At 37.7% G+C, this 25,281-nt stretch carries 17 protein-coding genes; 15 read left to right on the forward strand and 2 right to left on the reverse strand.

Annotated elements, in window-relative coordinates:
• Positions 1–333: 333 nt before the first annotated feature.
• The gene (locus K412_RS0118605) at positions 334–1,623 is read right to left on the reverse strand and encodes an IS110 family RNA-guided transposase (protein WP_024832178.1); all 1,290 of its coding nucleotides are present in this window, start codon (positions 1,621–1,623) and stop codon (positions 334–336) included.
• Positions 1,624–2,345: 722 nt separating this feature from the next.
• On the opposite strand from K412_RS0118605, the gene K412_RS0118615 reads away from it, so the two are divergent.
• From K412_RS0118615 to K412_RS0118690, 15 genes are all read left to right on the forward strand, one after another.
• Positions 2,346–7,889 (forward strand): family 43 glycosylhydrolase, encoded by a 5,544-nt coding sequence (locus tag K412_RS0118615; RefSeq protein WP_024834488.1) that lies wholly within the window; start codon positions 2,346–2,348, stop codon positions 7,887–7,889.
• Positions 7,890–8,301: 412 nt separating this feature from the next.
• Positions 8,302–9,198, forward strand: coding sequence for a response regulator (locus K412_RS22430; RefSeq protein ID WP_157833857.1), 897 nt, complete (start codon positions 8,302–8,304; stop codon positions 9,196–9,198).
• Between the two features lie 251 nt (positions 9,199–9,449).
• Positions 9,450–9,677, forward strand: coding sequence for a MerR family transcriptional regulator (locus K412_RS21540; RefSeq protein WP_051461066.1), 228 nt, complete (start codon positions 9,450–9,452; stop codon positions 9,675–9,677).
• Between the two features lie 242 nt (positions 9,678–9,919).
• A complete protein-coding gene (locus K412_RS0118635; RefSeq protein WP_024834489.1) occupies positions 9,920–10,702 on the forward strand; it encodes an EFR1 family ferrodoxin in 783 nt (260 codons plus the stop codon).
• A gap of 438 nt (positions 10,703–11,140) precedes the next feature.
• Positions 11,141–12,085, forward strand: a complete 945-nt coding sequence (locus K412_RS0118640; RefSeq protein ID WP_024834490.1) for a LysR family transcriptional regulator — start codon at positions 11,141–11,143, stop codon at positions 12,083–12,085.
• A 141-nt stretch (positions 12,086–12,226) separates the two neighbouring features.
• Entirely contained in the window at positions 12,227–13,855 is a 1,629-nt protein-coding gene (locus K412_RS0118645; RefSeq protein ID WP_024834491.1) for a nitrogenase component 1, read from the forward strand.
• Positions 13,855–15,207, forward strand: a complete 1,353-nt coding sequence (locus K412_RS0118650; RefSeq protein ID WP_024834492.1) for a nitrogenase component 1 — start codon at positions 13,855–13,857, stop codon at positions 15,205–15,207. Before K412_RS0118645 ends, K412_RS0118650 begins: the two co-directional genes overlap by 1 nt.
• An 18-nt stretch (positions 15,208–15,225) precedes the next feature.
• Positions 15,226–16,038: an ABC transporter ATP-binding protein gene (locus tag K412_RS0118655; RefSeq protein WP_024834493.1), complete on the forward strand. Its 813-nt coding sequence runs from the start codon at positions 15,226–15,228 to the stop codon at positions 16,036–16,038.
• Positions 16,035–16,790, forward strand: a complete 756-nt coding sequence (locus K412_RS0118660; protein ID WP_024834494.1) for an ABC transporter permease — start codon at positions 16,035–16,037, stop codon at positions 16,788–16,790. The genes K412_RS0118655 and K412_RS0118660 overlap by 4 nt, the downstream gene beginning before the upstream one ends.
• A gap of 2 nt (positions 16,791–16,792) precedes the next feature.
• On the forward strand, positions 16,793–17,578 hold the full coding sequence (locus tag K412_RS0118665; RefSeq protein WP_051461067.1) for an ABC transporter permease: 786 nt from the start codon (positions 16,793–16,795) through the stop codon (positions 17,576–17,578).
• A gap of 58 nt (positions 17,579–17,636) precedes the next feature.
• Positions 17,637–18,689 carry an ABC transporter substrate-binding protein gene (locus K412_RS0118670; protein WP_024834496.1) on the forward strand — a complete coding sequence of 351 codons (1,053 nt, stop codon included), beginning with the start codon at positions 17,637–17,639 and terminating at the stop codon, positions 18,687–18,689.
• A gap of 324 nt (positions 18,690–19,013) precedes the next feature.
• The gene (gene nifH / locus K412_RS0118675; protein ID WP_024834497.1) at positions 19,014–19,862 is read left to right on the forward strand and encodes a nitrogenase iron protein; all 849 of its coding nucleotides are present in this window, start codon (positions 19,014–19,016) and stop codon (positions 19,860–19,862) included.
• 58 nt (positions 19,863–19,920) lie between these two features.
• Positions 19,921–20,355 carry a DUF4418 family protein gene (locus K412_RS0118680; protein WP_024834498.1) on the forward strand — a complete coding sequence of 145 codons (435 nt, stop codon included), beginning with the start codon at positions 19,921–19,923 and terminating at the stop codon, positions 20,353–20,355.
• Complete coding sequence (locus K412_RS0118685; protein ID WP_024834499.1) at positions 20,352–21,560, forward strand: ABC transporter permease; 1,209 nt, start codon at positions 20,352–20,354, stop codon at positions 21,558–21,560. The genes K412_RS0118680 and K412_RS0118685 overlap by 4 nt, the downstream gene beginning before the upstream one ends.
• Positions 21,561–21,577: 17 nt before the next feature.
• Positions 21,578–22,237: an ABC transporter ATP-binding protein gene (locus K412_RS0118690; RefSeq protein ID WP_024834500.1), complete on the forward strand. Its 660-nt coding sequence runs from the start codon at positions 21,578–21,580 to the stop codon at positions 22,235–22,237.
• 112 nt (positions 22,238–22,349) lie between these two features.
• Here the strand turns inward: K412_RS0118690 and K412_RS0118695 are convergent, their stop codons facing one another.
• The gene (locus K412_RS0118695; RefSeq protein WP_024834501.1) at positions 22,350–25,142 is read right to left on the reverse strand and encodes a carbohydrate-binding domain-containing protein; all 2,793 of its coding nucleotides are present in this window, start codon (positions 25,140–25,142) and stop codon (positions 22,350–22,352) included.
• Between the last annotated feature and the right edge of the window lie 139 nt (positions 25,143–25,281).

Genomic DNA, 25,281 nt, shown 5'->3' on the forward strand with positions numbered 1-25,281 from the left:
ATAATGGATATTTCATATAATACAAGATATCTTGCAAATTGTCAACAATTATTCCAACATTTTACAAAAAAATAGATTAGAATTATTATACATTTTGTCAATTTATTTAAAAAATTACAATAAATAGAAAATAATAATAGAATTAGCTCAAAAAAATAAAAGACCAGCTAATTAAAGTCAAGAGTTTTTAAGAAAAAGCTTTATGAATTTTTGAAAACTCCTGACATAGAAAAAATGCATAACAACAAGACCACCTTTGCGAAGTAGACATAAAATAGCTGGTCTAAAATGAAATACTGATCCTTGAAAACTAAACATCAAGTGCAGGTACTGCTAAGCTGCTATATGCTTTGCTGCTAATATCTGAGCATGTTCCTGAGGACTGCGTAACTGGTACGGTTTTCTGTCCCTTAGAACAGCAAAGATGTAAATGATGATCTTACGCATAACTGCTCCCAAAGCTACCTTCTTAGGTTTACTCTGGCATTTTTGCTTGTAGAATTCAAGTAATACAGGGTTGCAAGCCTCTTTATTCCGCTTAGTTCGGATATTGGCAAGAGCAGTTGTAAAAAGAACCCTGCGAAGTAGCCTGGAACCTCTCTTGGACATTTTATTCCGTGTGCCGGTAAATTCTCCGGATTGCATCACAGAGGGGTCAATGCCAAAGTAAGCAACCAGTTTTCCCGGCTTAGAGAAAGCGGAAAAATCGCCGATTTCTGCTAGAATGGTGGCAGCAGTAAGAAGGCCAATACCTGGCAGGCTCTGAAAAAGTTCAAGAGTTAATGCTAGCATGGGCATATCCTTTGCCATATCTTCAGCGATCAATAGATGAATGGTTTTTAGGACCTTCGCCAAGTTATCTTCCAGAGTTCTGATCATGGATATGTAGACACCCAGCATAGCAATGTTCGAGGAATTATGAACAGTCAAAGGCGCAAACTCTCTGGCTTTGGAGACCAAAAGATTATACTTTGCAGTTGACCACTTAAGGCTTCTGCGAGAATTCTTCTGGATCAGTGCAATCAACTTGTTCCTGTTCGCTTTAAGAATATGCGCAGGCGTAGGATATTTCTCCAATACTGCAAGAGCAGCCTTTGAAAAGATGTTGGGGAATACATCCTTGAAGTTTAACATGAGTTGGTCAACAATACCCGTAAGCCTGTTTTTGTAGGCAGTAAGTTCGTCAGAGAGCTTGTAGTACTGTCGGCAAAGACTTCGCAGGCATTCAATATCCTCATCGGGGATATTAGTAGTTTTAAGCTCCTGAAATCTGTATAGCAGGGCAATTTTCCGGGCATCAGCTTTATCATTTTTCACTTTTCTGATTCCAATATTTTTGATAGAATCAGTCTGGATGGGGTTTATGATGGAGACCTCCAATCCAGCTTTACAAAGTGAATGGAAAAGGATTTTGTGATAGTGCCCGGTGGATTCCATGACGACGAAAGGCCTAGAATCAAAGTCCTTTTCCGTTTTTTTCAGTAATTCAACGACTCTTTCAACGTCAGAACTGGAATCATGGTGGATCTTCATGCGGGCAATCACTTCATTGGATGGAGAAAGAATTGCCATCTCACTGAAGAATTTACCTACATCGATTCCTGCAATAGGTCTGAAATTCATCAAAATGCCTCCTTAAAAAATTAATGGACTTAAAAGCCTCCATTCCTTCTCATGTAAGCAAACAACCTTGCATGTGACACGAGGAACCAGCTAAAAAGCTGGCCTCAACCAGCCAAATCATGTAGACTTACCGGAATGGAAAAATACTCTTTCATACGGGTAATCGGCCCGCCAAGGTCCGTCCCAGGAGGTGAAACACACACCTTCCAAGTCCGGAAGATATTATACATGATTGTCAAAGTTCAGGCCAACAAACGCTGGCATAATGGCTAAGATGTGAAGCCGGATGATGTGCTTGATGTTTGGAAAAGAATAAAATTTGAAGTGTTATGTTAACTATGACTTTTAATGGGTCGAACAGTGGCTTTGGTCACTGATTTAATACAAAATAATTGTACAAGGAGGTAAGTACAATGAAGACATGCAACAAAAGATTAATTTCTTTTGCTGCATGTCTTTATGTAGTAATTATATATACGGAAAAAAGTAATAATTAATACAATATTAAGCCCTTCTAAAATGCCTAAATAACATACTTTTAACTAATTATACTTATTCTATATAGCATTATTTTTTGACTCACTAATTGAATTATAATACAATAATTTACTTATATGTATATAATTATGATATAATATTCTTGTATAAACCCTACTATGATAACTATCTGTAGAAATATAAGCTCCCGCCAAATTGAAAAGTGAATATAAAGGAGGAAAGCTATGATTAAAATGCGTATTTTGTCATGTCTGCTAATTACTTCAATTCTCACAGGACTACTTTCATTTATGCCTGTAAACAATGCAAATGCAGACACCGGTTTGATGCTTTGGTATAGGTTTAACGAGGGATCAGGTATAAAAGTGGCCGATTCTTCAGGTAACGGCAGGGACGGAATTTTGAATGGTAATTGCAGTTGGATAACGGCCCAAAATGGCTCGGGTGCAATTGAATTAGATGGAAGTTCAGGATATATAAAGATGCCCAATGGCCTATTGTCAGAGCTGACAGAGACTACTGTAAGCGCCAGGGTCTTTGTTGATTCATCAAATATGAACCCGTCCTGGATATTTACTTTTGGTACGACGACAGATTCCAAAAGTGACGTGAATGCACATTATTTCGGTTTTCTATTAGAATCAGGAGTTTACAGGGTTATGCTTGCAAAAGCACGCTGGACTGACGAGCAAAACACTAAGGTGAACTCGGCCTTTAGTACAGGAGTGTGGAAGTATGTTACATATACTCAAAAAGGGACTATAGGTACACTTTATGTAGATGGGGTGAAGGTTGCTGAGAACACCAATGTAGCATATACTCCCAAAGATATTGAATCTACGGCAGCAAATTTCATTGGAAGAGCACCTTATGTTGAGGACAAATATTTCAAAGGAAAAATTTCTGATTTCAGATTATATAATAGGGCATTGAGCAGCGCAGAGGTAGTAGAATTAAGTAACAGCAGCGCAGCTGATATTGTGGCAATGGACAAAGCAGCGCTAAACTTAGGAGATTTAAGTCAGGTAACTTCAAAAATTAACTTGCCCACAACAGGAGAGAATGGCAGTATTATTACCTGGGTCTCTTCTAACCCAAGTGTTGTTTCTTCAACTGGCTATGTAAATAGGCCTAAATACCCTGATACAGATAAACAGGTAACGCTTACTGCAACTATATCTAGAGGAAGTGCAAGTGATACTAAAATATTCCAAGTTACAGTTAAAGCATTGTTGCAAGGACAGGACCAGGTAATTGAGAATGCCAAAAAGCAGCTTTTTATTCCTAATGCAGATGATATACGCGGAAATATTACATTACCATCATCAATTGTTACTGAAGGAGTAACTGTCAAGGTAACATGGTCAACGGACAAGCCTTCTATTGTTAATGTGAATGAAGTAGTGAATCAAGGCTATGACAATACTCCTGCAGGTGTCGTTACAAGGCCTAACACAGACACAAAAGTAACATTAACAGCACATCTGACAAATGGAACTGCATCGGATACCACAGATTTGACTATTACAGTAAAGGCAAAACCAAAAACTATAAATGAATCGGATTATAAGGGATATTTCTTTACATATTTTAATGGCACTGCCAGATCTGATGCAGAGCAGATATACTTTGCTTCAAGTATAGATGGACTTCATTGGAATGAACTCAATGGAAACAATCCGGTACTGACTTCAACTGTTGGAGATAAGGGTGTTCGAGATCCTTTTATAATAAGATCACCTGATGGAGATAAATTCTATATGGTTGCAACAGACCTAAGAATAGCAAATGGTAAAGGCTGGGATGCAGCTGCAACATCCGGAAGTAAATCTGTTGTTATTTGGGAATCCAATGATTTAATAAATTGGTCTAAAGAAAGACTAGTTAAGGTTGCAAGGGATGACGCAGGCTGTACCTGGGCTCCTGAAATAGTATTTGACGAGAAAACCGGAGAATATGTGATGTTCTGGGCATCAAGAATAGGAGCAGATAACTATAGCAAGTTTAGAATATACATAGCAAAGACAAGAGACTTTTATACTTTTACCGAACCAAAGTTGTATATTGAAAGAAGTAATGATGTAATAGATACAACAATAATCAAACACGCAGGCATATATTACAGATTTTCAAAAGATGAAGTTAATAAGAACATTCTTATAGATAAATGCGATCAGTTGCTGAATAAGAATTTCGTATCTTTACCATCAACTAGTGTTGAAAGCCAGAAAGGTGTTGAAGGACCCGCAATCTTCAAGTTTAACGGTCAAAACAAATGGTGTCTGCTATTAGATTACTATGGAGGAGGAGGCTACTATCCCATGGTATCTACAGACATTGCATCTGGTGTGTTTACTAGACTAAATTCTTCAGAGTATAAGCTGCCAACCGGGCCACGTCATGGAACAGTAATGCCCATAACCCAGGCTGAATACAATGCAATTATGACAAAATGGGGAAACTCAGCACCAATTGAAGAACCCAAGACAACTCCGATACTTGAATACAAATTTGACGAGACAAAGACAGGAAATACAATCGCTGATACATCAGGTAATAACCGTAAGGGTACCTTGAACGGAAATGCAACATATGTATATGACTCTGAAAAGAAATCTCAAGTACTTTATCTAGATGGAACCACAGATACCTTTGCGGCTTTCCCACAGGGTTTCTTTGATGGCAGGAATACGGTAACAATATCTATGGATATTAAGCCGTTGACAGTATCAGGGAATTTCTTTACTTTTACTGTAGGTAAAGATACAAATAAATATATGTTTCTGAGAACACGGGATACTGAAAGCAGAAATGCAATTACTATAAATTCCTACTCAAATGAACAGGAGGTTAAGGCCACTACTGTACCTATAGCAAATAAGTGGATGAATATTAAGTTGGTAATAACACCTACAAGTATGGCTATATATAAGGATGGCTTGATGCTTGGCAGAAATAATAATGTGTCAATTTCAATGTCGGATTTGGGTACAAGTCTGATGGCTTATCTAGGTAAATCCTTCTACTCAGCAGATCTCTATTTCAAGGGCTATTTTGACAATGTAAAAGTGTACAATCGTGCATTTAATGAAACAGAAATTGCAGATGAATTTGGTATTGCTAACAAGCCAGTAAAAATAGTAAGTGCAGAAGATGTTACTGTTACCAAAAATGCAGGTCAATTACCTGAATTACCTTCGAAAGTAAAAGTTAATTACAGTAATGGTACAACAGGAAGTGCTAAAGTATTATGGGATGATATAAGTCAGGCTAAGTATACAGAGGATGGAATTGCTACAGTTGAAGGAGTATTATATGAAAATGAGTACGAAAATCCTTTAATATTGAACAGGGCAGATCCGTGTATTTATAAACATACAGATGGTTATTATTATTTCACTGCCTCATATACAGATGCTTCAAACGGACACAACAATGTAGGTATGTATCAATATGACCGTATAGTAATTAGAAAAGCATCAACCATTCAGGGCCTTTCCACTGCAACTGAAAAGGTAATATATACAAAGGCTCCTCTTCAAGGAAACAAAAGTCCTCATGTCTGGGCACCAGAAATACACTTTATTAACGGGAATTGGTATATTTATTATACAACTACCATATCCAGCACCGACGTCTGGCAAATACGGCCACATGTCTTAATGTGCCCGGGTAATCTGGATCCAATGGTAAAAGAAAACTGGCAGGACAAGGGACAGGTAAAGAAGACTAATTCTTCAGACATGGCTTTTAGTGGTTTCTCTCTGGATGAAACTGTTTTTGAGCATAACGGAAATATGTATATGGTTTGGGCTCAGAATGACCCTAATTCAAACTTATATATTGCTAGAATGAAAGATCCCTATACAATTGATACAAATGCTGTCAAGATTGCCACTCCTCAATACGATTGGGAAATTCATGCCTATAAAGTAAATGAGGGGCCAAGCGTTATTAAGAGAAACGGCAGAATATTCATTTCTTATTCCGCTAGCGGTACAGATGCTCTATATTGTATGGGACTTCTTACAGCCTCGGATAAAAGCGATTTATTGAATCCTAATTCTTGGGTAAAGACACCATATCCGGTAATGACCTTCAATACAGAGGCAGGCCAATACGGCCCGGGACATAATACATTTACAGTGTCTGAGGATGGTAGTGAAGATATCCTTGTATACCATGCCCGTCAGGAAGAAAAATACATTAGTGGTAGCTATGAACCCCTGTATGATGCAGGCAGACATACCCGTGTTCAGAAATTAGTCTGGAATAGCGACGGAACTCCTAACTTCGGAGTACCAATGGCAGACGGAAAAGTATTGTCAACGGTAAAGGTTAAAGCAAACATTGTTGAAGAGAACATTATAAAAGGAGCATCTGCAGAAGGATACAGTATCATTGGGACAAAATGTGATTCGGTAAATAAAAAGGCTACAGTATATTTCAGTCGTAGCAACAGTACTGTAAAGGATATTTCATCAGTGCCATTAAAATATCAGTTAGCAAACGGCTGTACAATAGATGGATTGGTTGGACACCCCATAGATTTGACACAGCCGGTATCGATTAGAATCAAGATGCCGGATGAGAGTATACAGGTATGGACAGTAGAAGGGATACTCTGCAATAATCCTGTTTTAGGAGGACAATTTGCTGACCCAGATATCAGTATATTTGGAGATAAATACTATATATATCCTACCACAGACGGTTATACAGGATGGAGTGGAACCCAGTTCCATGCATTTTCATCATCAGATATGATTAACTGGAAAGATGAAGGAGTTATTCTTGATGCAGGAGTGGGGAAGGATGTTCCTTGGGCGGTAGGAAGTGCTTGGGCGCCAACTATTGTAGAGAAGAACGGAAAGTATTATTTCTACTTCTGTGCAAAGCGTTCAGATGGTAAATCCTGTATTGGAGTTGCAACCTCGGAAAGTCCTAAAGGGCCATTTATAGCAGAAAGTGAACCATTAATCACACCGGAAAATCTGGAAAATGGAGTTACTGTAAGTCAGACAATAGACTCATCAGTCTTTACAGATGATGACGGAATTTCCTATCTGCTTTTTGGTAATGGCTCACCTGCTATAGTTCAGTTGAATGATGATATGATAAGCTTAAAATCAGGGTCTATGAAAAATCTGAGTGGTGCTGTTGATTTCAGAGAATCAATGACAGTGATTAAGAGGAACGGTCTGTATCATTTTACATGGTCGTGTGATGATACAGGTAGTGAAAACTATCATGTAAACTATGGTACTTCAAATAGCCTATATGGGCCTATTCAATATCAATACACAGTTTTATCCAAGAATCCGGACAACAATATTCTTGGATGCGGACATCAGTCAATTATAAAGCTTCCTAATAAAGATGAGTATTATATGGCTTATCACAGGTTTGTGACGCCATTGGGGCAATATAGCAGTGGTCTCGGCTACCATAGAGAGACCTGTATTGATAAAGTGGAGTTTGATGCCAACACCGGACTGATGAAGGTAGTAGTTCCTACATTAGAAGGGGTGGCAGAAACACCGCTTAACGTAGAAGTTGTAGGTGATTATAATGGAGACAAAACAGTAGACGCCATTGATTTTGCATATTTAAAGCAATACCTACTGGGAAAGATAGATAGTTTTCCTGTCCAGGACAAGATGTTTGTCGGAGATTTAAATATGGATGGTGAAATAAATGCTATTGATTTAGCCATACTCAAAGGGTATTTGCTGGGTAAGTATGATAAGTTGCCCTATGTTAATTAGGATTTGGTGCAGGTAAAATTGTAAGAACAGAGATGTGATATAGTGGTAGTTTGACTGTAGATACATGATGTTGGTAACGTGAAGCAGATTGCTTAAATGATGAGAAAAGTCGCTATTTATGGGTTTTGGGATTCATAAATAGTGGCTTTTTGTGTTATAGAAGGATTTTAAAGGAAAGATATGTTATAACAAATATAAGGGATATATGGTAAAATATTGATTAAGAAGATTTAGCTAAGATTGGAAGGCTGTAATTTTAAGAATTATGGGGGGCTTAAATACTGTTTTCCATATTACTGGGCATGCATATAATAGCAGTAATGTGAAAATTCGAATTGCTACCATGTCTTTATACTATCAAATAAGAATTATATTAAAAATATAAATACCTTATATTTGAGGAGGATTTATTATGAAAATGGCTAAAGTTTATGACTTGCTAATATCTTGCCCAGGTGATGTTTCTCAATTTGTAGGAATGTTTGAAAATGTTGCGAGTAAATTTAATAACTTTTATGGGAGAGAAAATGGTGTTGTCTTGCGGACAATAAGTTGGACAAACAATGCCTTTCCACAATTTGGTGGACATCCTCAAAAAATTTTGGATAAACAGATTGTTGATAAAGCAGACTTTGCGGTTGCTGTTTTTTGGACAAGATTTGGTACAGAAACCGAGGATTATGGCTCGGGTACGGAAGAAGAAATAGAACGTATGCTCAAGGATGGAAAGCATGTGTTTCTTTATTTTCTTGACAAACCTGTCTCACCATCAAAAATCGACCAAGAGCAGTATGCTAAAATACAAGCGTTTAAAGAGAAACATAAAAATGAAGGTCTTTTCTTCACAGTACCAGACGAAAATGCTTTGGTAAATATATTTCGTGAGCATTTAGAATTATATATTGACAGTATTCATCGTGGAGTAGAGTTTAGTAAAACGAGAGGAAATAAACTGATACTTTGGGTGGACGATTGCCCTGAAAACAATGTGTATGTACGGAACATTCTTGAAAACTATGGGTTAAAGTTTGATTTAGCATTATCAACTGAACGTGCACTAAATTTTATGGAGAACAATACGTATTCGCTTGTTATATCTGATATGGGGCGAAAGGAAGGACCTCGCGAGGGGTATGTATTGTTGAAGAAAATACGTGATAGTGGCAACAAAATTCCATTTATAATATTCTCTTCAGACGGAAGTCGGTTGGAGCATAGGGTAGAAGCGGAAAAAAATGGGGCACAAGGGTCAACAGACACAGTACCAGAAGTGGTTGATATGGTATTAAAGGAATTACTTAACACATGATTTGTCAGAAAAATAACTTTTGCTTCTGCTAATAAGTAATATTCGTAACTAATGTTCAAGCTTAAACTTCTCGTTATGTTATTGCTACAATACATGGAAATCTGAAAGTCAGAACCTTCTTATAAATTACATAGGACAATATATAATTTGCCCGTTCCGTAAATGAGTTGTATGATAATATGATAACTCATCAAATATTAAGTTAAAAAAAACATATCTTGAATAGAAAGGCATGAATAAAGGAAAGTAATATGAAATATTATTTAAGAGGTGAAATTGCCAAGATAGCTGACATTAATGTGGAAACACTAAGATTCTATGAAAAGAACAAGCTAATTCCTAATCCTAAAAGAACTTCAAAAGGATACAGACTTTATTCAGAAGATACATTAATTATCCTTAGCTTTATTAAGAGTGCTAAGAGTGCTGGATTTACTTTAGAACAGATAAGAAATTTATTTCAGCTATTAATGGTGTAGATTTAGATATAAATTACGTAGAAGAATTAATTAATAAAAAGCTTGTTGAAATTGATGATAAGATTATAGAGCTTAAAGGTGTCAAAGAAAATCTTAAAGATATTAAGGAAAATTTATATAAGCCACATGAATGTCCATTATGTAATGCATTTATTAATAATTTAGAAAAATAAAAATATGCTTGACTTTGTACCTAAGTACAAGATTTATAATTATTTAAAATTATAATAAGAGGTGCTAGTATGAGGTCAAGAATTTTTTATTTTTCTGGAACTGGAAATTCTTTGGCAATAGCAAGAGAACTTAATAACAGTTTGAATGATAAAGCATGTATAATTCCATTATCAATATATAGAAATGAAGAATCTGTTCAAATAAATGCAGATGTAGTAGGATTTGCATTTCCAGTTCATTTTATGAATGTTCCTGATTTAGTTAAGTCCTTTATAAAAAAATTAATATTTAAAACTAATCCATATATTTTTGCTATTGCAACCTGCAATGGAACTCCTGGTATAAGCTTGAGTGAATTAAATAAATGTATAAATAAAAAAGGACAATCATTGTCTTCAGTATTTCTTATTAATATGCCTGGAAATGCACTTGTAACTCCACACAACTTAGAAGTTGAAAGGCTGAACACTTATAAGGCTAAAGTAACTGAAATTTCTGCTAAAATTAATAATAGAAGTATAATTAAAATTGAAGGTAAAGATAACCTTAAGACTCGTATAGAAAGTAGCATTTGTGAACTCTTGGGAAAGCATTTATATTTAAATCCTAAAAATGTTTCATATACATATCAGTGTGTTGGTTGTGGAATATGCGAAAATGTATGCCCACTAAATAATATAAAAATTATAAATAAAAGGCCACATTGGAAAAAGGATTGTTCAAGCTGTTTAGCTTGTTTTCATTGGTGCCCTAAAAAAGCTGTTCGGGGTGGAAAAATGTTGAATAAAAGAGGGCAATATCATCATCCAGAAATATCTATAGAGGATATGGATTTGAAAATAAAGTTTTGATATTTTAGAATTATTAAACGAATTTGACTGCCGATTGGGGTGCTGATGTAGCATCTTAGTCGGTTTTTTTGGGCTTTAGCCTGTTGAGTATGTTGGAGTTTATCGGAAAAGGAATGGAGAAATGGCAAGCCAAAATTTTCATATTATTACCAATTAAGTATTGACAGTAAGTGGACTGTTTACTATAATAATGCATACTAGTCACATATGTTTTATATGGATTTGGATTTTGAGCCAAAAAAACTTGTGTGCAAAAATTTAACGTTGGAATTTTCCCATTGATTATTGAAACGCATCTGAATCCTACTGGTACGCAATCGATATGGAGAAAGTCGCACAGCAATTTAATTATGCCAGAATTCATATTAATTAGATATATATTACGCTAGGTGGGGGGTTCAACCACCATTTTATGGCAAATAAATGGGGGAAGGATTTATGACTTTACAGCAATTACGCTACGTTATTACTATTTCCGAAACAGGCTCGCTGAACAAGGCGGCGGAGTTTCTTTATGTGTCACAGCCTTCGCTTACAAGTACCGTCAAAGAACTTGAAAAGGAAATCGGCATTACAATTTTCCACAGGAGCGGTAAAGGGGTGAGCCTGACTAGTGACGGCGCAGAATTCTTACTTTACGCCCGCCAGATTTATAGTCAATATGAGTCGTTGCTTGAAAAGTATGGGAAAAACGGAAATCTGAAAAGAAAATTCGGTGTTTCCACACAACACTATTCCTTTGCGGTAAAGGCATTTGTGGAAATGGTAAAATCCTTTGACACCTCTAAATATGAGTTCGCCATACGGGAGACGAAAACAAAGGACGTTATAAACGACGTCAGTACGCACAAAAGCGAGATAGGGATTCTATACCTGAGCGATTTTAACCAAAAAATCATTAGGAGATTGCTCTCTACTAATAATCTTGAATTTCATAAGCTGGTTGATTGCAAGGCTTATGTCTATTTGTGGAAGGGTCATCCGCTGGCAAAGGAAAGTTCCATCCATTTTTCCCAGCTTGCCGAATATCCTTGTCTATCCTTTGAGCAGGGGGATAACAGTTCTTTTTATTTTACCGAAGAAATACTGAGTACCAACGAATATCCGCGGACCATCAAGGCATGCGACCGGGCAACTATGCTGAATCTGATGATTGGGTTGAACGGTTATACGCTGTGCTCCGGCATAATCTGCGAAGAACTCAACGGCACCGATTTTACTACAGTTCCTTTTGAGGATGATGATTTAAATCCAAATAGTGTAATGGAAATCGGTTATATCATCAGAAAAAACACCATTCTCAGTCACATGGGAAGTCAGTATATTGAAGAAATCAAAAAATTTCTTATTGCCAATGGCAAAGAAACCGATACGCGCCTATAGATTCATTCTATAGGCGCGTATCATTTTCATGTATTGGATATGAAAAGCCTTTTATTCTATAATAACCGCAGTGATATTTGATTTGACTAATAGGCTAAATCTATTCTTGTTTTTCAATTTTAAATAAGATGGAGGTATAAAATGTCCAAAGTAAACTTACGTCTTGCGAATGTTGAAAATCGCGAAGCAAGACTCGGTTCTATTGTATCATGGGATGGAAAGGCAAGTGAACTTTCCAGACTTTCGCAAGAACAAAATGAAAGTCGTGAAATTTCCAGAAACGGTTGCAGTGGTTGTGCTGGTAATAAAAAAGGCGGAGGTTGTCGCATAAATGAACTAAATATGCCGTTCAATCAGCAGACGATGTGTAATAATGCCATTGTCGCATGTCAAATCGGGAATCTTACAGATTGCATTTTAATTGAACACTCCCCAATAGGCTGTTCCGCCAATCATCCCCGATTTGATCTGGGTTTCAAAATAGGTCTCATTCGTCGTCATAAACCTGTGGAAAGCATACGCATTTTCAGCACAAATTTGCTTGAAAAAGATATGGTGTTTGGAGCAAGTGATAAGTTGCGGCAATCCATACGAGATGCATTTAATAGGTACGCACCGAAAGCAATATTTATATCAATGTCCTGCTCCACCGCTATTATCGGTGAAGATATAGGTGCAATTGCAAGCGAGCTTGAAGAAGAAATTGGTATACCCGTCGTTCCACTTTACTGCGAAGGCTTCAGAAGCAAACACTGGTCAACAGGTTTCGATATTTCACAGCATGGCATTGTCAGACAGATAGCGAATAAAAACCCTGTCCGGCAACCGGACTTAATAAACATAGTTGCACTTTGGGGGACGGATTATTTTACGGATATGTTAAAGCCTCTCGGACTGAGAGTGAATTATATAATAGACATGGCTAGCTTTGAAGAATTACAGCAAACTTCCGAAGCGGCAGCTACAGCAACATTCTGCCATACTCTCGGTTCATATATGGCCACTGCACTTGAAGAAGAATATGGTATACCGCAAATAAAAGGACCTCAACCATACGGCATTAAAGGCACGGACGATTGGCTCAGAGCGGTTGCTCGGACAGTTGGCAAAGATGGGCAAATAGAGGACTATATCAAAGAACAGCACGAAAAATGGCTGCCTGAAATTGAAAAACTCAAAATAAAGCTTAAAGAATTTAACGGAGGTAAAACGGTAAGGGGTTTCGTTTCAACAGGCTCATCATTCGCACATGCTATGATTGAAGTTGTCCGTGACCTTGGTGTGGATGTGAACGGTTCTATCGTTTTCCACCATGACCCGACTTATGACGCAGGTTATCCTGAACAGGAAACTTTGCAGCATTTAATAGATGCAAGCGGTGATATAGACTATTTTACCGTAAGTAAAACACAGCAATTTCAGTTTGCCGGACTTTTAAAACGTGTTAACCCCGATTTTATTATTATAAGACATAACGGTCTTGCTCCTGTTGCTGCAAAGCTCGGGATACCGTCATTTGCCATGGGCGATGAACATTTCCCGCTTGGGTATGAGGGAATTGTTCGTACAGGTAACGCATTACTTGATATTTTGGCTCGCAAGAAATTCAACAATGTATTAAAACGCCATGTTAAATTGCCATATACTGAATGGTGGCTTAATCAGCCCGATCAGTTTATACTTGCAAAGCACCCCGAAATACTTGATGAACCCGAGCCTGTTGTAGAAACCACAAAGAAAAAAACCGTAATTAAGGAGGTTATAGCATAATGGCTAAACAAACAAACTCAATAGTCCACCCACGTTACGGTTGTTCAATCGGTGCGGCATATACCGTTCTTGCAATCAACAGGGCTATCCCTATTATAAACTGTTCTCCCGGTTGCGTGGATAAACAATACACAATGCTTTCGGGTGAAAACGGTTATCAGGGTGCGGGATATGGTGGTGGTGGTGCTATTCCCTCCGTAAATATCGGTGAAAAGGATGTGGTATTTGGAGCCGCAAAAAAACTTGATGATCTTGTGAAATCTACACTCCGCATTATTGACGGCGATTTGTTCGTTGTGCTGTCAGGTTGTGTTAGCGAGCTTATTGGCGACGACGTTGAAAGCGTTACGAGAAAATATGCCGAAAAGGGAAAACCTGTAATACATTCGGACGTAGCTGGATTTAAGGGAAATAATCTCTATGGACATGAACAAGTTGTTATTGATATTATTGACCAGTTTGTGGGGGATTATGGAAAAGACGAGCCGAAGCAAAAAAAACTAATCAATGTATTTACGGAGGTTCCATACTTTAATACATTTTGGCGTGGTGATTATACAGAGATAAAGCGTATTTTAGAGGGGGCGGGGTATACCGTCAATATACTTTTCGGAATTGACAGCGGCGGGATTTCAGAATGGAAAACCATTCCCAAAGCGGAGTATAATATTGTTCTGTCACCTTGGGTAGGACTTAGAATCGCTGAGCACCTTGAAAAGAAATACAACACACCTTATCTACATTATCCTGTCATACCTATCGGCGAAGAGGCAACCACTGAATTTATACATAATGTTCTGAAATTTACAAAAGCAGGCAAGACACAAGTGGCTAAGGCTAACAATTTCATTGCCAAAGAAGCACAGATTTACTATTACTACCTTGAACACTTTGCAGAATTTTTTGCGGAATTCTGGTTCGGACTGCCGTCAAAATTTGCTATTGTATCAGATGCTGCATATAACATCGCAATAACAAAATTCCTTGCCGATCAATTGGGGCTTATACCCCTAAAAGCAATTATTACTGACAACACGCCTGCAAAACATCGTGTACATTTACAAGAATTGTATAAAAACCTCACGGACGGTGTAAGCGTTGATGTAGACTTTATCGAGGACGGTTATATTATCGAACAGGAGATTGAAAAGGTAGATTTTGGCTCTGCAATGCCATTCATATTCGGTACATCCTGGGAGGCAGACGTTGCGGCTAAACGAAAGGCACAGCTTATCCGCATTGGGACGCCGATAACAGACAGACTTGTTATAAATAAAAGCTATGTGGGATATCGAGGAGCGTTATCGTTAATTGAAACAATATATACGGCGTCGGTAGGCGGTCAGCCGTAAGAAGAATGAGGAATCTATATGGCTAAAAAACTTATTGTTAACGAACTTAAAACATCTTATATAATCAAAGATAACGGTAAAAAACAAAAATTTACCGCACTGGAGAATATTAATATTACAGTAGAAGAGGGAGAATTTATCACAATACTTGGTCCTTCTGGTTGCGGAAAGTCAACATTGCTTGACGTGATTGCGGGACTAATTAAACCCGAAAAAGGAGAAGTGCTAATTGACGATAAGAAGGTTGAAAAGCCATCTCTTGATGTAGGGTTTGTCATGCAAAGCTATGGGCTGTTTCCTTGGAGGACTGTGCGAAGAAATATTGAATATGGTCTTGAATTAAAAAAAGTACCTAAAAAAGAGCGTAAAGAGATAACTGATAAATATTTGTCACTCATTCACCTAGAAAGCTTTGCGGACAGATACCCCTATGAGCTTTCTGGCGGAATGAAGCAACGTGTGGCTATTGCGCGCTCGCTGGCATATAATCCGGACATACTGCTTATGGACGAACCGTTCGCGGCAGTTGACGCACAAACAAGAGAAATCTTGCAGGACGAACTTTTAAACATTTGGGAACAAACTAAGAAGACTATTATCTTTGTCACACACAGTATTGAAGAGGCAGTTATCCTTTCGGACAGGGTAATTGTCCTAACTGAAAACCCCGGGACAATAAAAGCCATAAAAAACATAGAACTTACCCGCCCCCGTAACTCAGACATACGTGGTACAAATGTATTTCGGGATTATGTTCAGCTGTTTTGGAAGCTTCTCCATAACAAGCCTGAAGACGAAGATATTCTGAATGAGGGGGATTATAGAATATGAAAAAATTTGTGGGTTTTATATTTGTAATCCTCTTCTTCGGGTTTTGGGAGCTTGCGGCAAGTCAGAACTGGATTGATACGCAGTTTGTCCCTGCGTTTTCTACTGTAATCAAAGAAATGGCGAAGATGATACAGCTGAATATGTTCTGGGAGCACATATATTACAGCGTTTTCAGACTTGCTTTAGGGATTGTGATAGCAGTACTGGTCGCACTGCCCCTTGGGTTTATACTTGCGACAAAGCTTCCTAAAGTAGCAGGTTTTGTAACGCCTTTTTTGACAAACCTCTCGCTTATAAACGCATTCACGCTTATGCCTATATTCATTATTCTTTTTAAAACTGGTGAAACAAGCAAGATTGTGATTATATTTTGGTGTGTTGTGTTTCCGGCACTATTTTCAACTATGATAAGCGTAACCAACTTTGACCCGATATTGATTAAGGCCGCAAAAGCCATGGGAACAAACGGGATTAAAATGTTCTTTGCGGTAATACTTCCTGGGTGTTTCGGACGAATACTTACAGGAATTAAAACTTCGGTTACTTTCGGATTTACGGTACTTATTGCAGTGGAAGAACTCGGCGCGGACAGCGGACTTGGGTGGCTTGTACATAATGCTGAAAAGAATTACAACATTCCCCGAATGTATGTTGGAATATTACTCATAGCCATAATCGGCATAATTGTAGCAACCCTTCTTGATAAGTTACAGGAATGGTCGGTACGTTGGGAATCCAAGGAGGTGATGTAGAGATGGATAGACTTAAAAATCTCATTTCTGCAAGTTTTCTCACAATTGTTTTATTTGTTGTTTGGCATATAGCTATCGTAACAGGTGCAATTGATAATGGTATTCTGCCCGCACCTCTTGATGTACTAAAACGGATTCTGATAAATATACAGCAACCTGACTTTTGGCAAAAGACATTGTTTCTTACTGTAAAAAGAGGACTGAAGGGCTTTACCATATCAGCGACTGTCGGAATATTTATTGGCGTATCACTTGCCACTTATTTAAAATTTGCAAAAGAATATATAATGCCGCTATTGCATTTGTTTGAAAAACTTAATCCCCTTGCGTTGTTTCCGTTGTTTATGCTGTTTTTCGGTATAGGTGATGAAAGTAAAGCAGCTATTGTGTTTTGGGTAGTGGTTTGGCAAATTGCCTTTCATACCCTTGCGGGCATTGAAAACGTCGATAAGGAGATTATAAAAGGGGCAAAAGCTATGGGAACAAATAGGGTGGTGCTGTTGTTAAAGGTTATACTTCCCGCATCGCTTCCAGAGCTATACATTGGTTTTAAACTCGGAGTGCAAATGTCGTTTTTATTTGTTGTATCTGTTGAGATGATAAGCTCCTCAAATCTATTCCCAGGACTTGGCGGATTCATAATGGAATCAAAAAAAGCATATAATCTGCCGAATATTTACTCCGGTATAATCATTACAGCAATCATAGGCATAGTTCTTACAAAAATACTTGATTTAATTGGTGAAAAACTTTTTGATTGGAAGCAAAAAGCAAGTTTAATAAATTGATGAGGAGAAAAGGTACTTACCTACGTTAACATAAAATTATTAAAAAGGGAGGATTGTTATGAAAAACAAAACAATAATCACACTGCTTCTGTCGTTTGTGGTAGTCATTTCACTTGCATCTTGCGGAAATGATGAAAAAGCAAGGAATACGCAGACAAACGCAAATGTTTCAAGCAAAAAAGAGGAACTTTTCCCCATTAAAACCGCAACTCGCAAAGACTGCACACTTGCTCCGTATATCGTGGCGATTAAAAAGGGATTCTTTGCAGAAGAAGGACTTGAACTGGTATGGACAGGTGAAATTCCAGACAGCGAAATACTCACGTCCATTGTTACAGGAGTAAATGATTTCCATGACACTCATCCAAATCAGCTTGCACTTTGGGTACAAGGTGGTGCCAAAGTAAAGGCTGTGGGGCGTTCTATCATCGAACCTGACCCTGATAAAATAGGTGATACCGAACACAGATTACTGCATATGTGGTATTTCGTTAATGACGACGCTTGGAATGCAGGCGTAAGGACTATTGCTGACCTAAAGAAATACAAGAGTGGCACAAAGCTCAAATCAGCCGGTTGGGTCAATACTTGTGAATCTTTCATACTTGAAACAATATTTGATAAATACAATGTACCGCGTTCTAATTTTGAGTGGATAGGTATGGATGCGGACACATCAAAAATAGAGGCACTCAAGCTGGGACAGGTTGATATAATTGGTGTTCATCCTCCGTTCTTTGATGCAGCTAAAGAAGCTGGCCTTCATAAAATTGACGATAGCTGGGATGCTGGACTCGGTGAAGCAACGGGAACATATCTCTATTTCTTTTCAGATGACTTTATTGCAAAACACCCTGACAAGGTTCAGTCCTTTGTCAACGCTTTGAAAAAGGCTCAAGTTTGGGCGAACGCAAATAAGGAAGAAACCGCAAAGCTTACGGGGGATTTTATAGGTCAGGAAGTAAAAGGAAATCATTACTATTCCGAAAACACCCAAATCCCCGAAGATAGCATCAAACCCTGGATTGACGACCTTGTAAAATCAGGTACTCTAAAAGAGGGTGAAATAAAAGTCAGTGATATTGTTACACATCAGTTTGAAGTAAAATAATTTTTTATGGTGAATATATGAATTACATAAAGAGCGATGGGATGTCCAGTCTAATTATTTTGCAGAAGACGGCAGAGCAGGTTTTAGTAAGGGGGCACTCGATGCATTCTTATATCCCGATTTTAAAACAATTCGAATTTTGCCGTGGAAAAAAGATACTGTGCTTATACTTTCGGAAAACTTAAAGCATATCGGAGAATGGGAGAGGAGTAGATATTTATGAGCGACAAAATGAAATTTAATATTCGTGAACAATTTACTTACGTGAAGTAAGCTTTGAAAATACATTTTCACACAGTTAATGAATATATGGAGGTTTAATTTATGGGACTCAGACAAGTAGCAATTTACGGTAAAGGTGGTATCGGTAAATCTACTACAACACAAAATCTTACGGCAGGGCTTGCGGAAGCGGGAAAGAAAATTATGGTTGTGGGATGTGACCCAAAAGCTGACAGTACACGTTTGCTTCTTGGTAAACTATCACAAAAAACCGTTCTAGATACTCTTCGTGAGACAGGTGAGGAAGTAGAGCTTGATAATATTCTTAGAGAGGGTTTTCTTGGCATAAAGTGTGTTGAAAGCGGCGGACCTGAACCTGGCGTGGGTTGTGCAGGGCGCGGAATCATAACGTCTATTGGACTTCTTGAACAGCTTGGTGCATATACGGATGATTTGGATTATGTATTTTATGATGTTCTCGGCGATGTTGTCTGTGGTGGTTTTGCTATGCCTATCCGTGAGGGCAAAGCAAAAGAAATCTATATTGTTGCAAGCGGAGAAATGATGGCGTTATATGCGGCAAACAATATCTCAAAAGGTATTGCCAAATATGCCAAAACAAGTAGTGTTCGCCTTGGAGGTATTATCTGTAACAGCCGTAATGTAGACCGGGAGATTGACTTGCTTCGTGCGTTCAGCAAAGAACTAAACACACAGCTTATACATTTTATCCCACGTGACAACGTTGTTCAGAGAGCTGAAATTAACCGCAAAACAGTAATCGAATACAACCCCAAAGCAAATCAGGCAAAAGAATATCGACAACTTGCAAAAGCCATAGACGAGAATGAAAAATTCACTATTCCCACGCCTATGACTCAGGAACGCCTTGAGGAAATTCTGATAGAATATGGGCTTATAGAATCGATAGAGGGCGATTACAGGATATGAACATTCGAACAATCGCATTTTGATTTGCAAATATTGAGAATTAAGGAGAATGGGTAAAATGACTAAACTTAAAACCAGAGCAAAAGTACTATTGGTAGTGACATCATTTTTAGGAGCGGTAACGGCTGTACTTCCTCAAGGAGTGTATCACTTAAAAGAAACCACTGGTATGCATATGGGAACTCATATGCTGTGTTATAAGACTTGTGTCAGTGTGACTGTACTCGGCACAATTCTTGCAGCAATTGCACTTGGAACATTATTTGTTAAAAGCAAAAAGGTCAACTTGTTAGCAAGCGGATTGTTATTTTTGGGAGGAGTTTTGGTTATTATTATCCCTAAATTCAATGGATACTGCGAAATGGAAACTATGGCTTGTCGTGAAATAACAGAGCCTACTTTGATTGTACTTGGCGTACTTATAAGCTTACTATCTATTGTTCAGATACTTTCTAAGATAAAAAGTATTCATAAAAAGGTTGAAATTTTATGATTGTTTGGAAAATTTCAATCTGTAACATTAAAGAAAGAAGTTTTAGAAGTGTAGGGATATTATTGCTAACCGCTTTTGCAGTTTTTATAATAACAGTGGGGCTATGGTTTAAAATTGGCTTGCAAAACGGTATTGACAGCATCACAGAAAGACTCGGTGCAGATATTATGCTTGTTCCTGTTCAAGTTGAAAATGATTTTGAGGGTGTATTGCTTTCAGGCAAACCGTCTACGTTTTATATTTCTAACACAGTAGCAGAGGAGTTGCCACAAATTGACGGAATTAAAGATAGCACGCCTCAAATATTTATTTCAACATTTAATAGTGAACACTGTGCGGCACTCGTACAAATAATCGGATATGACCCGGAAACGGATTTTGTTATTAAGCCTTGGTTGAGCAATTCTAATATTTTCACTCCCAAATATGGACAAATCGTAGTAGGTGCAAACATCAAGCGCACTGTCGGGGAGAAAATGCTCTTGTTTTCAAAAGAATACGAAGTTGTTGCAAATCTTGGAAAAACGGGTATGGGGTTTGATAACTGCGTATTTGTAACCCTTGATACGGCACAGACATTGCTTGATGAATATCAGCATTACAAGGAATCGTCACCATTACCAAAGGGCAAAGGCGTAAAAGATGTTGTTTCGACTGTTATGGCTAATATTTCCGATGATTACAATATAGTGGATGTACAAAAAAATATAAATGAGCACTTTCGTCGTGAGAGCATTAAAACCATAACGAATAAAGCGTTAATTTCAAGTACATCAAAAAACCTGGGACTTGTGAAAAGTACTTTAACTGTTATCTCGGTTGGGATTTGGCTTTTTGCCGTGTTTGCACTTGTAATTATATGGACTGTTGTACTTAACGAACGGAAACGTGAATTTGGAATACTTCGGGCAGTTGGCGCAAAAAACAATGTTCTTATTCAGATTATGATTTCTGAAGGTCTGATTCTTTCACTCACAGGCGCAGTTATTGGCGCATCAACAGCAGTTTTCGGTGTTTCGTTGTATAATAAGCTTATTGAAAAATCTCTTTCAGCAGCATATCTTCCTCCATCCGGATTATCGGCAGTGACTCTTATATTCGGGGCGATTATTTCAGGAGTCATGGCTGGGACAATTGCGGTATTATTTTCGACTGTAAAAATTTCTAAGATGGAAGTATTAAACAATATAAAAGACAGCAACTAAAGGCGGTGAAATAGTTTATGAGCTTTCTTAAAACGAATAATTTAGCAAAATCATATACTCGACGTGGCGAGGAATTTTTTGCAGTTGACAGAGTAGACATTGAACTATATAAGACGGATTTTGCAGTCATTACTGGTCATTCCGGAAGTGGAAAAAGCACTTTACTTTCTTTACTTACAGGAATTTTGAAACCAGACAGCGGAGAAATTATTTTTGACGGTAAAGATTTAACACAATTGTCTGAAGATAAGCTTGCTTATCTTCGCTGTTCTGAAATCGGATATATTCCGCAAGGAAATACGCTTTTATACAATTTATCTGTAATCGAAAATATAACTTTGCCATCAAAGTTATCGGGGATTAAAGGAGTGAATATCGTAGAACTTCTTAAAAAAGTCGGCATATCACATCTGTTAAATGAAAGGCCTCGTAATTTATCAGGTGGGGAGGCAAGACGTGTGGCAATAGCAAGAAGTTTGATATCAAATCCCAAGATACTGATTGCAGACGAACCTACAAGCGACCTTGACCCCGAAAACGCCGACTCAATCTTGCGGCTTTTTGAAGAGATAAACAAAGGCGGCACTGCGATAATTATCGTTACTCACGACAGACAAATTCCAACTGCCGCAAACAGATACTTTATGATGCAAAATGGTAAAATAATTGAAAACTAAAGCATCGGAAGTAAATTAAAAATCAATTGCTTATTTAATACTATTTCATACAAAAAAAAATCTTCCGAACAAACGTACGGAAGATTTTTTATAAGTAAATTAATCCAATATTTTACTTATGTAAACTAGAGTATATTTTATAAAGCATTAATGCAGCCTCAGACTTTGCAACAGATGCTTTTGGATTCAGTTTTTTTGCATCACCTGAATAAAATCCGTTCTTTACAATAGTGGCTACACTTTCAACAGCATTTTTTGAAACCTTTGAAGCATCAGTAAATTGTTTTAAATCGTTAGCATTACCTTTAGCCAAATTTTTATTTACTATTTTCAGAGCTTTATAGGTTAATACCAACATATCTTCGCGGCTTATTGCCTTATTAGGATTGAATTTATTATTTCCGACGCCGCTAGTAATACCAAGTGCTTTGGCAATACCCACTGAATTATAGTAGCTGCCTTTTTTATTAACATCGCTGAAATTTGAGCTAAATTTTGCATTCAAATCTAAAGTTTTAACAAGCCACATTAAAAACTCGCCTCTTGAAATGCTACTATTAAAATTGATTTTTTTAACATCTGCGTTATTGATGATACCTTTTGATACCAACATTGTTATGGAATTATTAAGTTCAGTTTTGCTGTCATTTTCAAACCTGATATTATCCAAGTACATAGTACCGGCAAAATCACTGTTACCGTCTGCAACAACAATTGTAATATCACGGAGGACAGTATTGGCAGTAAGTACTTTTCCGTCATTTATTTTATCCAAATCGTATTTTACCTGGAAGTGGTATAACCCATCTGTGGTTTTTTTCATTTTGCTTAAACTTGATAAAGGTATATTTACATCACCTGTTGCCTGCGCCCAGAAACCAAGGCTTGGTGGAGCAAAAGCCAGACTTATTGTAAGAGAACCCTTGCTTGCCTGTGTAGGCTTCAGATAAAAATCAAATGTAAGATATTTGTTATTCCCACGAGTTGTATTTACATTACCAAGCATTATACGAGGTGCTGAGGCCCATCCGTCTACTGGCTTGACTTCAGGGTATTTAACTTCCCATGAAATGGCTTTTGATTCGTTGGCATCTTTTATTGTCAAGGCACTCTGAACTCCTGAGGTAGCATCCCAAGCCCATCCCTGTCGGGTTGAATCTTCAAAGGTTGAAGGAAGAGTTGCCTTTCCTATTGGAGCATGTTCAACAGGTGCTTCTACCACAGCACGGTTTCCTGATACAGTTATATTATCAAGTGAAATAACATCTGTATCCGCACCAACAAACAAAATAATATTAGTCATTGTACTATCTTTGCTGTCTTTTGCTATAGAATCAAAATTCGGTGAATCAGCCGGTGTTATTGTTAATACTGCTTTATATGTACCATCTTCTTGTTTTACAAAGTCAGCTGGTTTTACAGCAATGGCACGTGTAGGATTCGCCCAACCATGGGTTGAACTCTGTGGAATGGCAGCTATTGATACTGTGGCAGGAGCAGCTGTAATAACATCCATTGTTAGTTTTTCTGCACCAAAAATGTTAGGTTTATTGCTTGTACCATCAGCTGAAAGACGAACATTTGCCCAGTAGTTTCCTTCTGTAAGATCATTGCTGTTATTTAAGCCGGTGATTTTAAGAGCATTTTTTTCATTTGCAAGGGTGATACTGTCAGCTTTAATCGGACTGTCACCATTTATACCGAAGCCTTGAGTCGTTCCATCATTGAAATCCCATACATTTGTTGTAAACTCTTCTTTTTCGGAACGCTCAATAGGTTCGTATTTTATACCTTTTATTCTGGCACGGGCATATTCTCCGGATACACTCAGTTCTTTTAATGACCAAACCTGATCATCTCCGGGATTCAGGTTTGTGGCATCTGATTTGCCGGATATGAAAGGTATAAACGATCCTGATGTTTCATTCTTATTTGTAAGAGACCAGTTAATCCAACTGATATTGTTGGCATTGAGAAATTCAAGCCACTCATCTGCTTCTTTCAAGTATGGTCCGTTGTTTCCGCTTGCTTCACTAGTTCCCCATTCAGAGCAAAAAACTGCTACACCATGTTCAAGAGCGTATCTTGCATTACTCATTATATTGCCTCTGTCGGTGCTATCAGTTGAAGTTTTATGCGTTCCACTATAAAAGTGAAATGAATATGCTGTATTGTTGTCGTTTATTGGATTTTCAGCAGCCAAATCAGGGCGCTGGCTCCAGTTTGGACTTCCAACGATTATAAGATTCTTATTACCGCTGTCACGAAGTATTTTTATTATAGGTTCTGCGTAACTTTTTACTTTTGCCCAACCTGCTGCGTCGTTGGTAACACCCGGATCGTTGGGGCTTGGCTCATTAGCCAATTCATATATTATATGAGGATTATTGGGGTACTTTTGGGATATTTCCTTGAAGAAATCCATTGCACCCTTATATACATCTGCATTTGGGTCACCTGGTGTAAGTACATGCCAGTCTACAATAACGTACATATCATTTGCAATGGCTAAATCAATTCCATCAATTACTCTTTTCTTAATTATTTCAGGGTCTTTTGAATATCCGCCTTCAGCAACGTACATTGCTAAACGGATAACATTGCTGCCCCAATCCTTGGAGAGAGCCGCAAAGGCATTATTGTTAATTATTTCAGGAAACCACTGAAGACCGTGGGTACTCATACCACGAAGCTGTATAGGGTTCCCATCTTTGTCGCATAATGTTTTAACTCCGTTCTTGTTTAGAAGTTGAAGGGCGCCTGCAGTTGAAGGCTTTTTAGCCTGATTGGTAATGAGATGAGAGCTATCCTCTTCTACTGCGAAAGTCATTGTTGGAATGAAATACATTAACATTGCAACAACAATAACAAAAGCAAGAATTCTTTTATTGGTGTTTCTAAACATGATAATCCTCCTTTAAATATAAGGTTAAATAGTTGGAAATAAGATGTGAACGATACCGCTCACATAGAAATGAGCTTTGGTTTGCCTCCTCTCCATATGATATAGCAGTGTATAACCTTTGATTCAATTACAATCCCGG

The organism is Ruminiclostridium josui JCM 17888, from assembly GCF_000526495.1.
GTDB classification, from domain to species: domain Bacteria; phylum Bacillota; class Clostridia; order Acetivibrionales; family DSM-1351; genus Ruminiclostridium; species Ruminiclostridium josui.

Bases quoted from the DNA above. Each gene is read 5' to 3' on its own strand.
- K412_RS0118605 (WP_024832178.1), bottom strand. From the start codon at position 1,623: ATGAATTTCAGACCTATTGCAGGAATCGATGTAGGTAAATTCTTCAGT.
- K412_RS0118615 (WP_024834488.1), top strand. From the start codon at position 2,346: ATGATTAAAATGCGTATTTTGTCATGTCTGCTAATTACTTCAATTCTC.
- K412_RS22430 (WP_157833857.1), top strand. From the start codon at position 8,302: ATGAAAATGGCTAAAGTTTATGACTTGCTAATATCTTGCCCAGGTGAT.
- K412_RS21540 (WP_051461066.1), top strand. From the start codon at position 9,450: ATGAAATATTATTTAAGAGGTGAAATTGCCAAGATAGCTGACATTAAT.
- K412_RS0118635 (WP_024834489.1), top strand. From the start codon at position 9,920: ATGAGGTCAAGAATTTTTTATTTTTCTGGAACTGGAAATTCTTTGGCA.
- K412_RS0118640 (WP_024834490.1), top strand. From the start codon at position 11,141: ATGACTTTACAGCAATTACGCTACGTTATTACTATTTCCGAAACAGGC.
- K412_RS0118645 (WP_024834491.1), top strand. From the start codon at position 12,227: ATGTCCAAAGTAAACTTACGTCTTGCGAATGTTGAAAATCGCGAAGCA.
- K412_RS0118650 (WP_024834492.1), top strand. From the start codon at position 13,855: ATGGCTAAACAAACAAACTCAATAGTCCACCCACGTTACGGTTGTTCA.
- K412_RS0118655 (WP_024834493.1), top strand. From the start codon at position 15,226: ATGGCTAAAAAACTTATTGTTAACGAACTTAAAACATCTTATATAATC.
- K412_RS0118660 (WP_024834494.1), top strand. From the start codon at position 16,035: ATGAAAAAATTTGTGGGTTTTATATTTGTAATCCTCTTCTTCGGGTTT.
- K412_RS0118665 (WP_051461067.1), top strand. From the start codon at position 16,793: ATGGATAGACTTAAAAATCTCATTTCTGCAAGTTTTCTCACAATTGTT.
- K412_RS0118670 (WP_024834496.1), top strand. From the start codon at position 17,637: ATGAAAAACAAAACAATAATCACACTGCTTCTGTCGTTTGTGGTAGTC.
- nifH (WP_024834497.1), top strand. From the start codon at position 19,014: ATGGGACTCAGACAAGTAGCAATTTACGGTAAAGGTGGTATCGGTAAA.
- K412_RS0118680 (WP_024834498.1), top strand. From the start codon at position 19,921: ATGACTAAACTTAAAACCAGAGCAAAAGTACTATTGGTAGTGACATCA.
- K412_RS0118685 (WP_024834499.1), top strand. From the start codon at position 20,352: ATGATTGTTTGGAAAATTTCAATCTGTAACATTAAAGAAAGAAGTTTT.
- K412_RS0118690 (WP_024834500.1), top strand. From the start codon at position 21,578: ATGAGCTTTCTTAAAACGAATAATTTAGCAAAATCATATACTCGACGT.
- K412_RS0118695 (WP_024834501.1), bottom strand. From the start codon at position 25,142: ATGTTTAGAAACACCAATAAAAGAATTCTTGCTTTTGTTATTGTTGTT.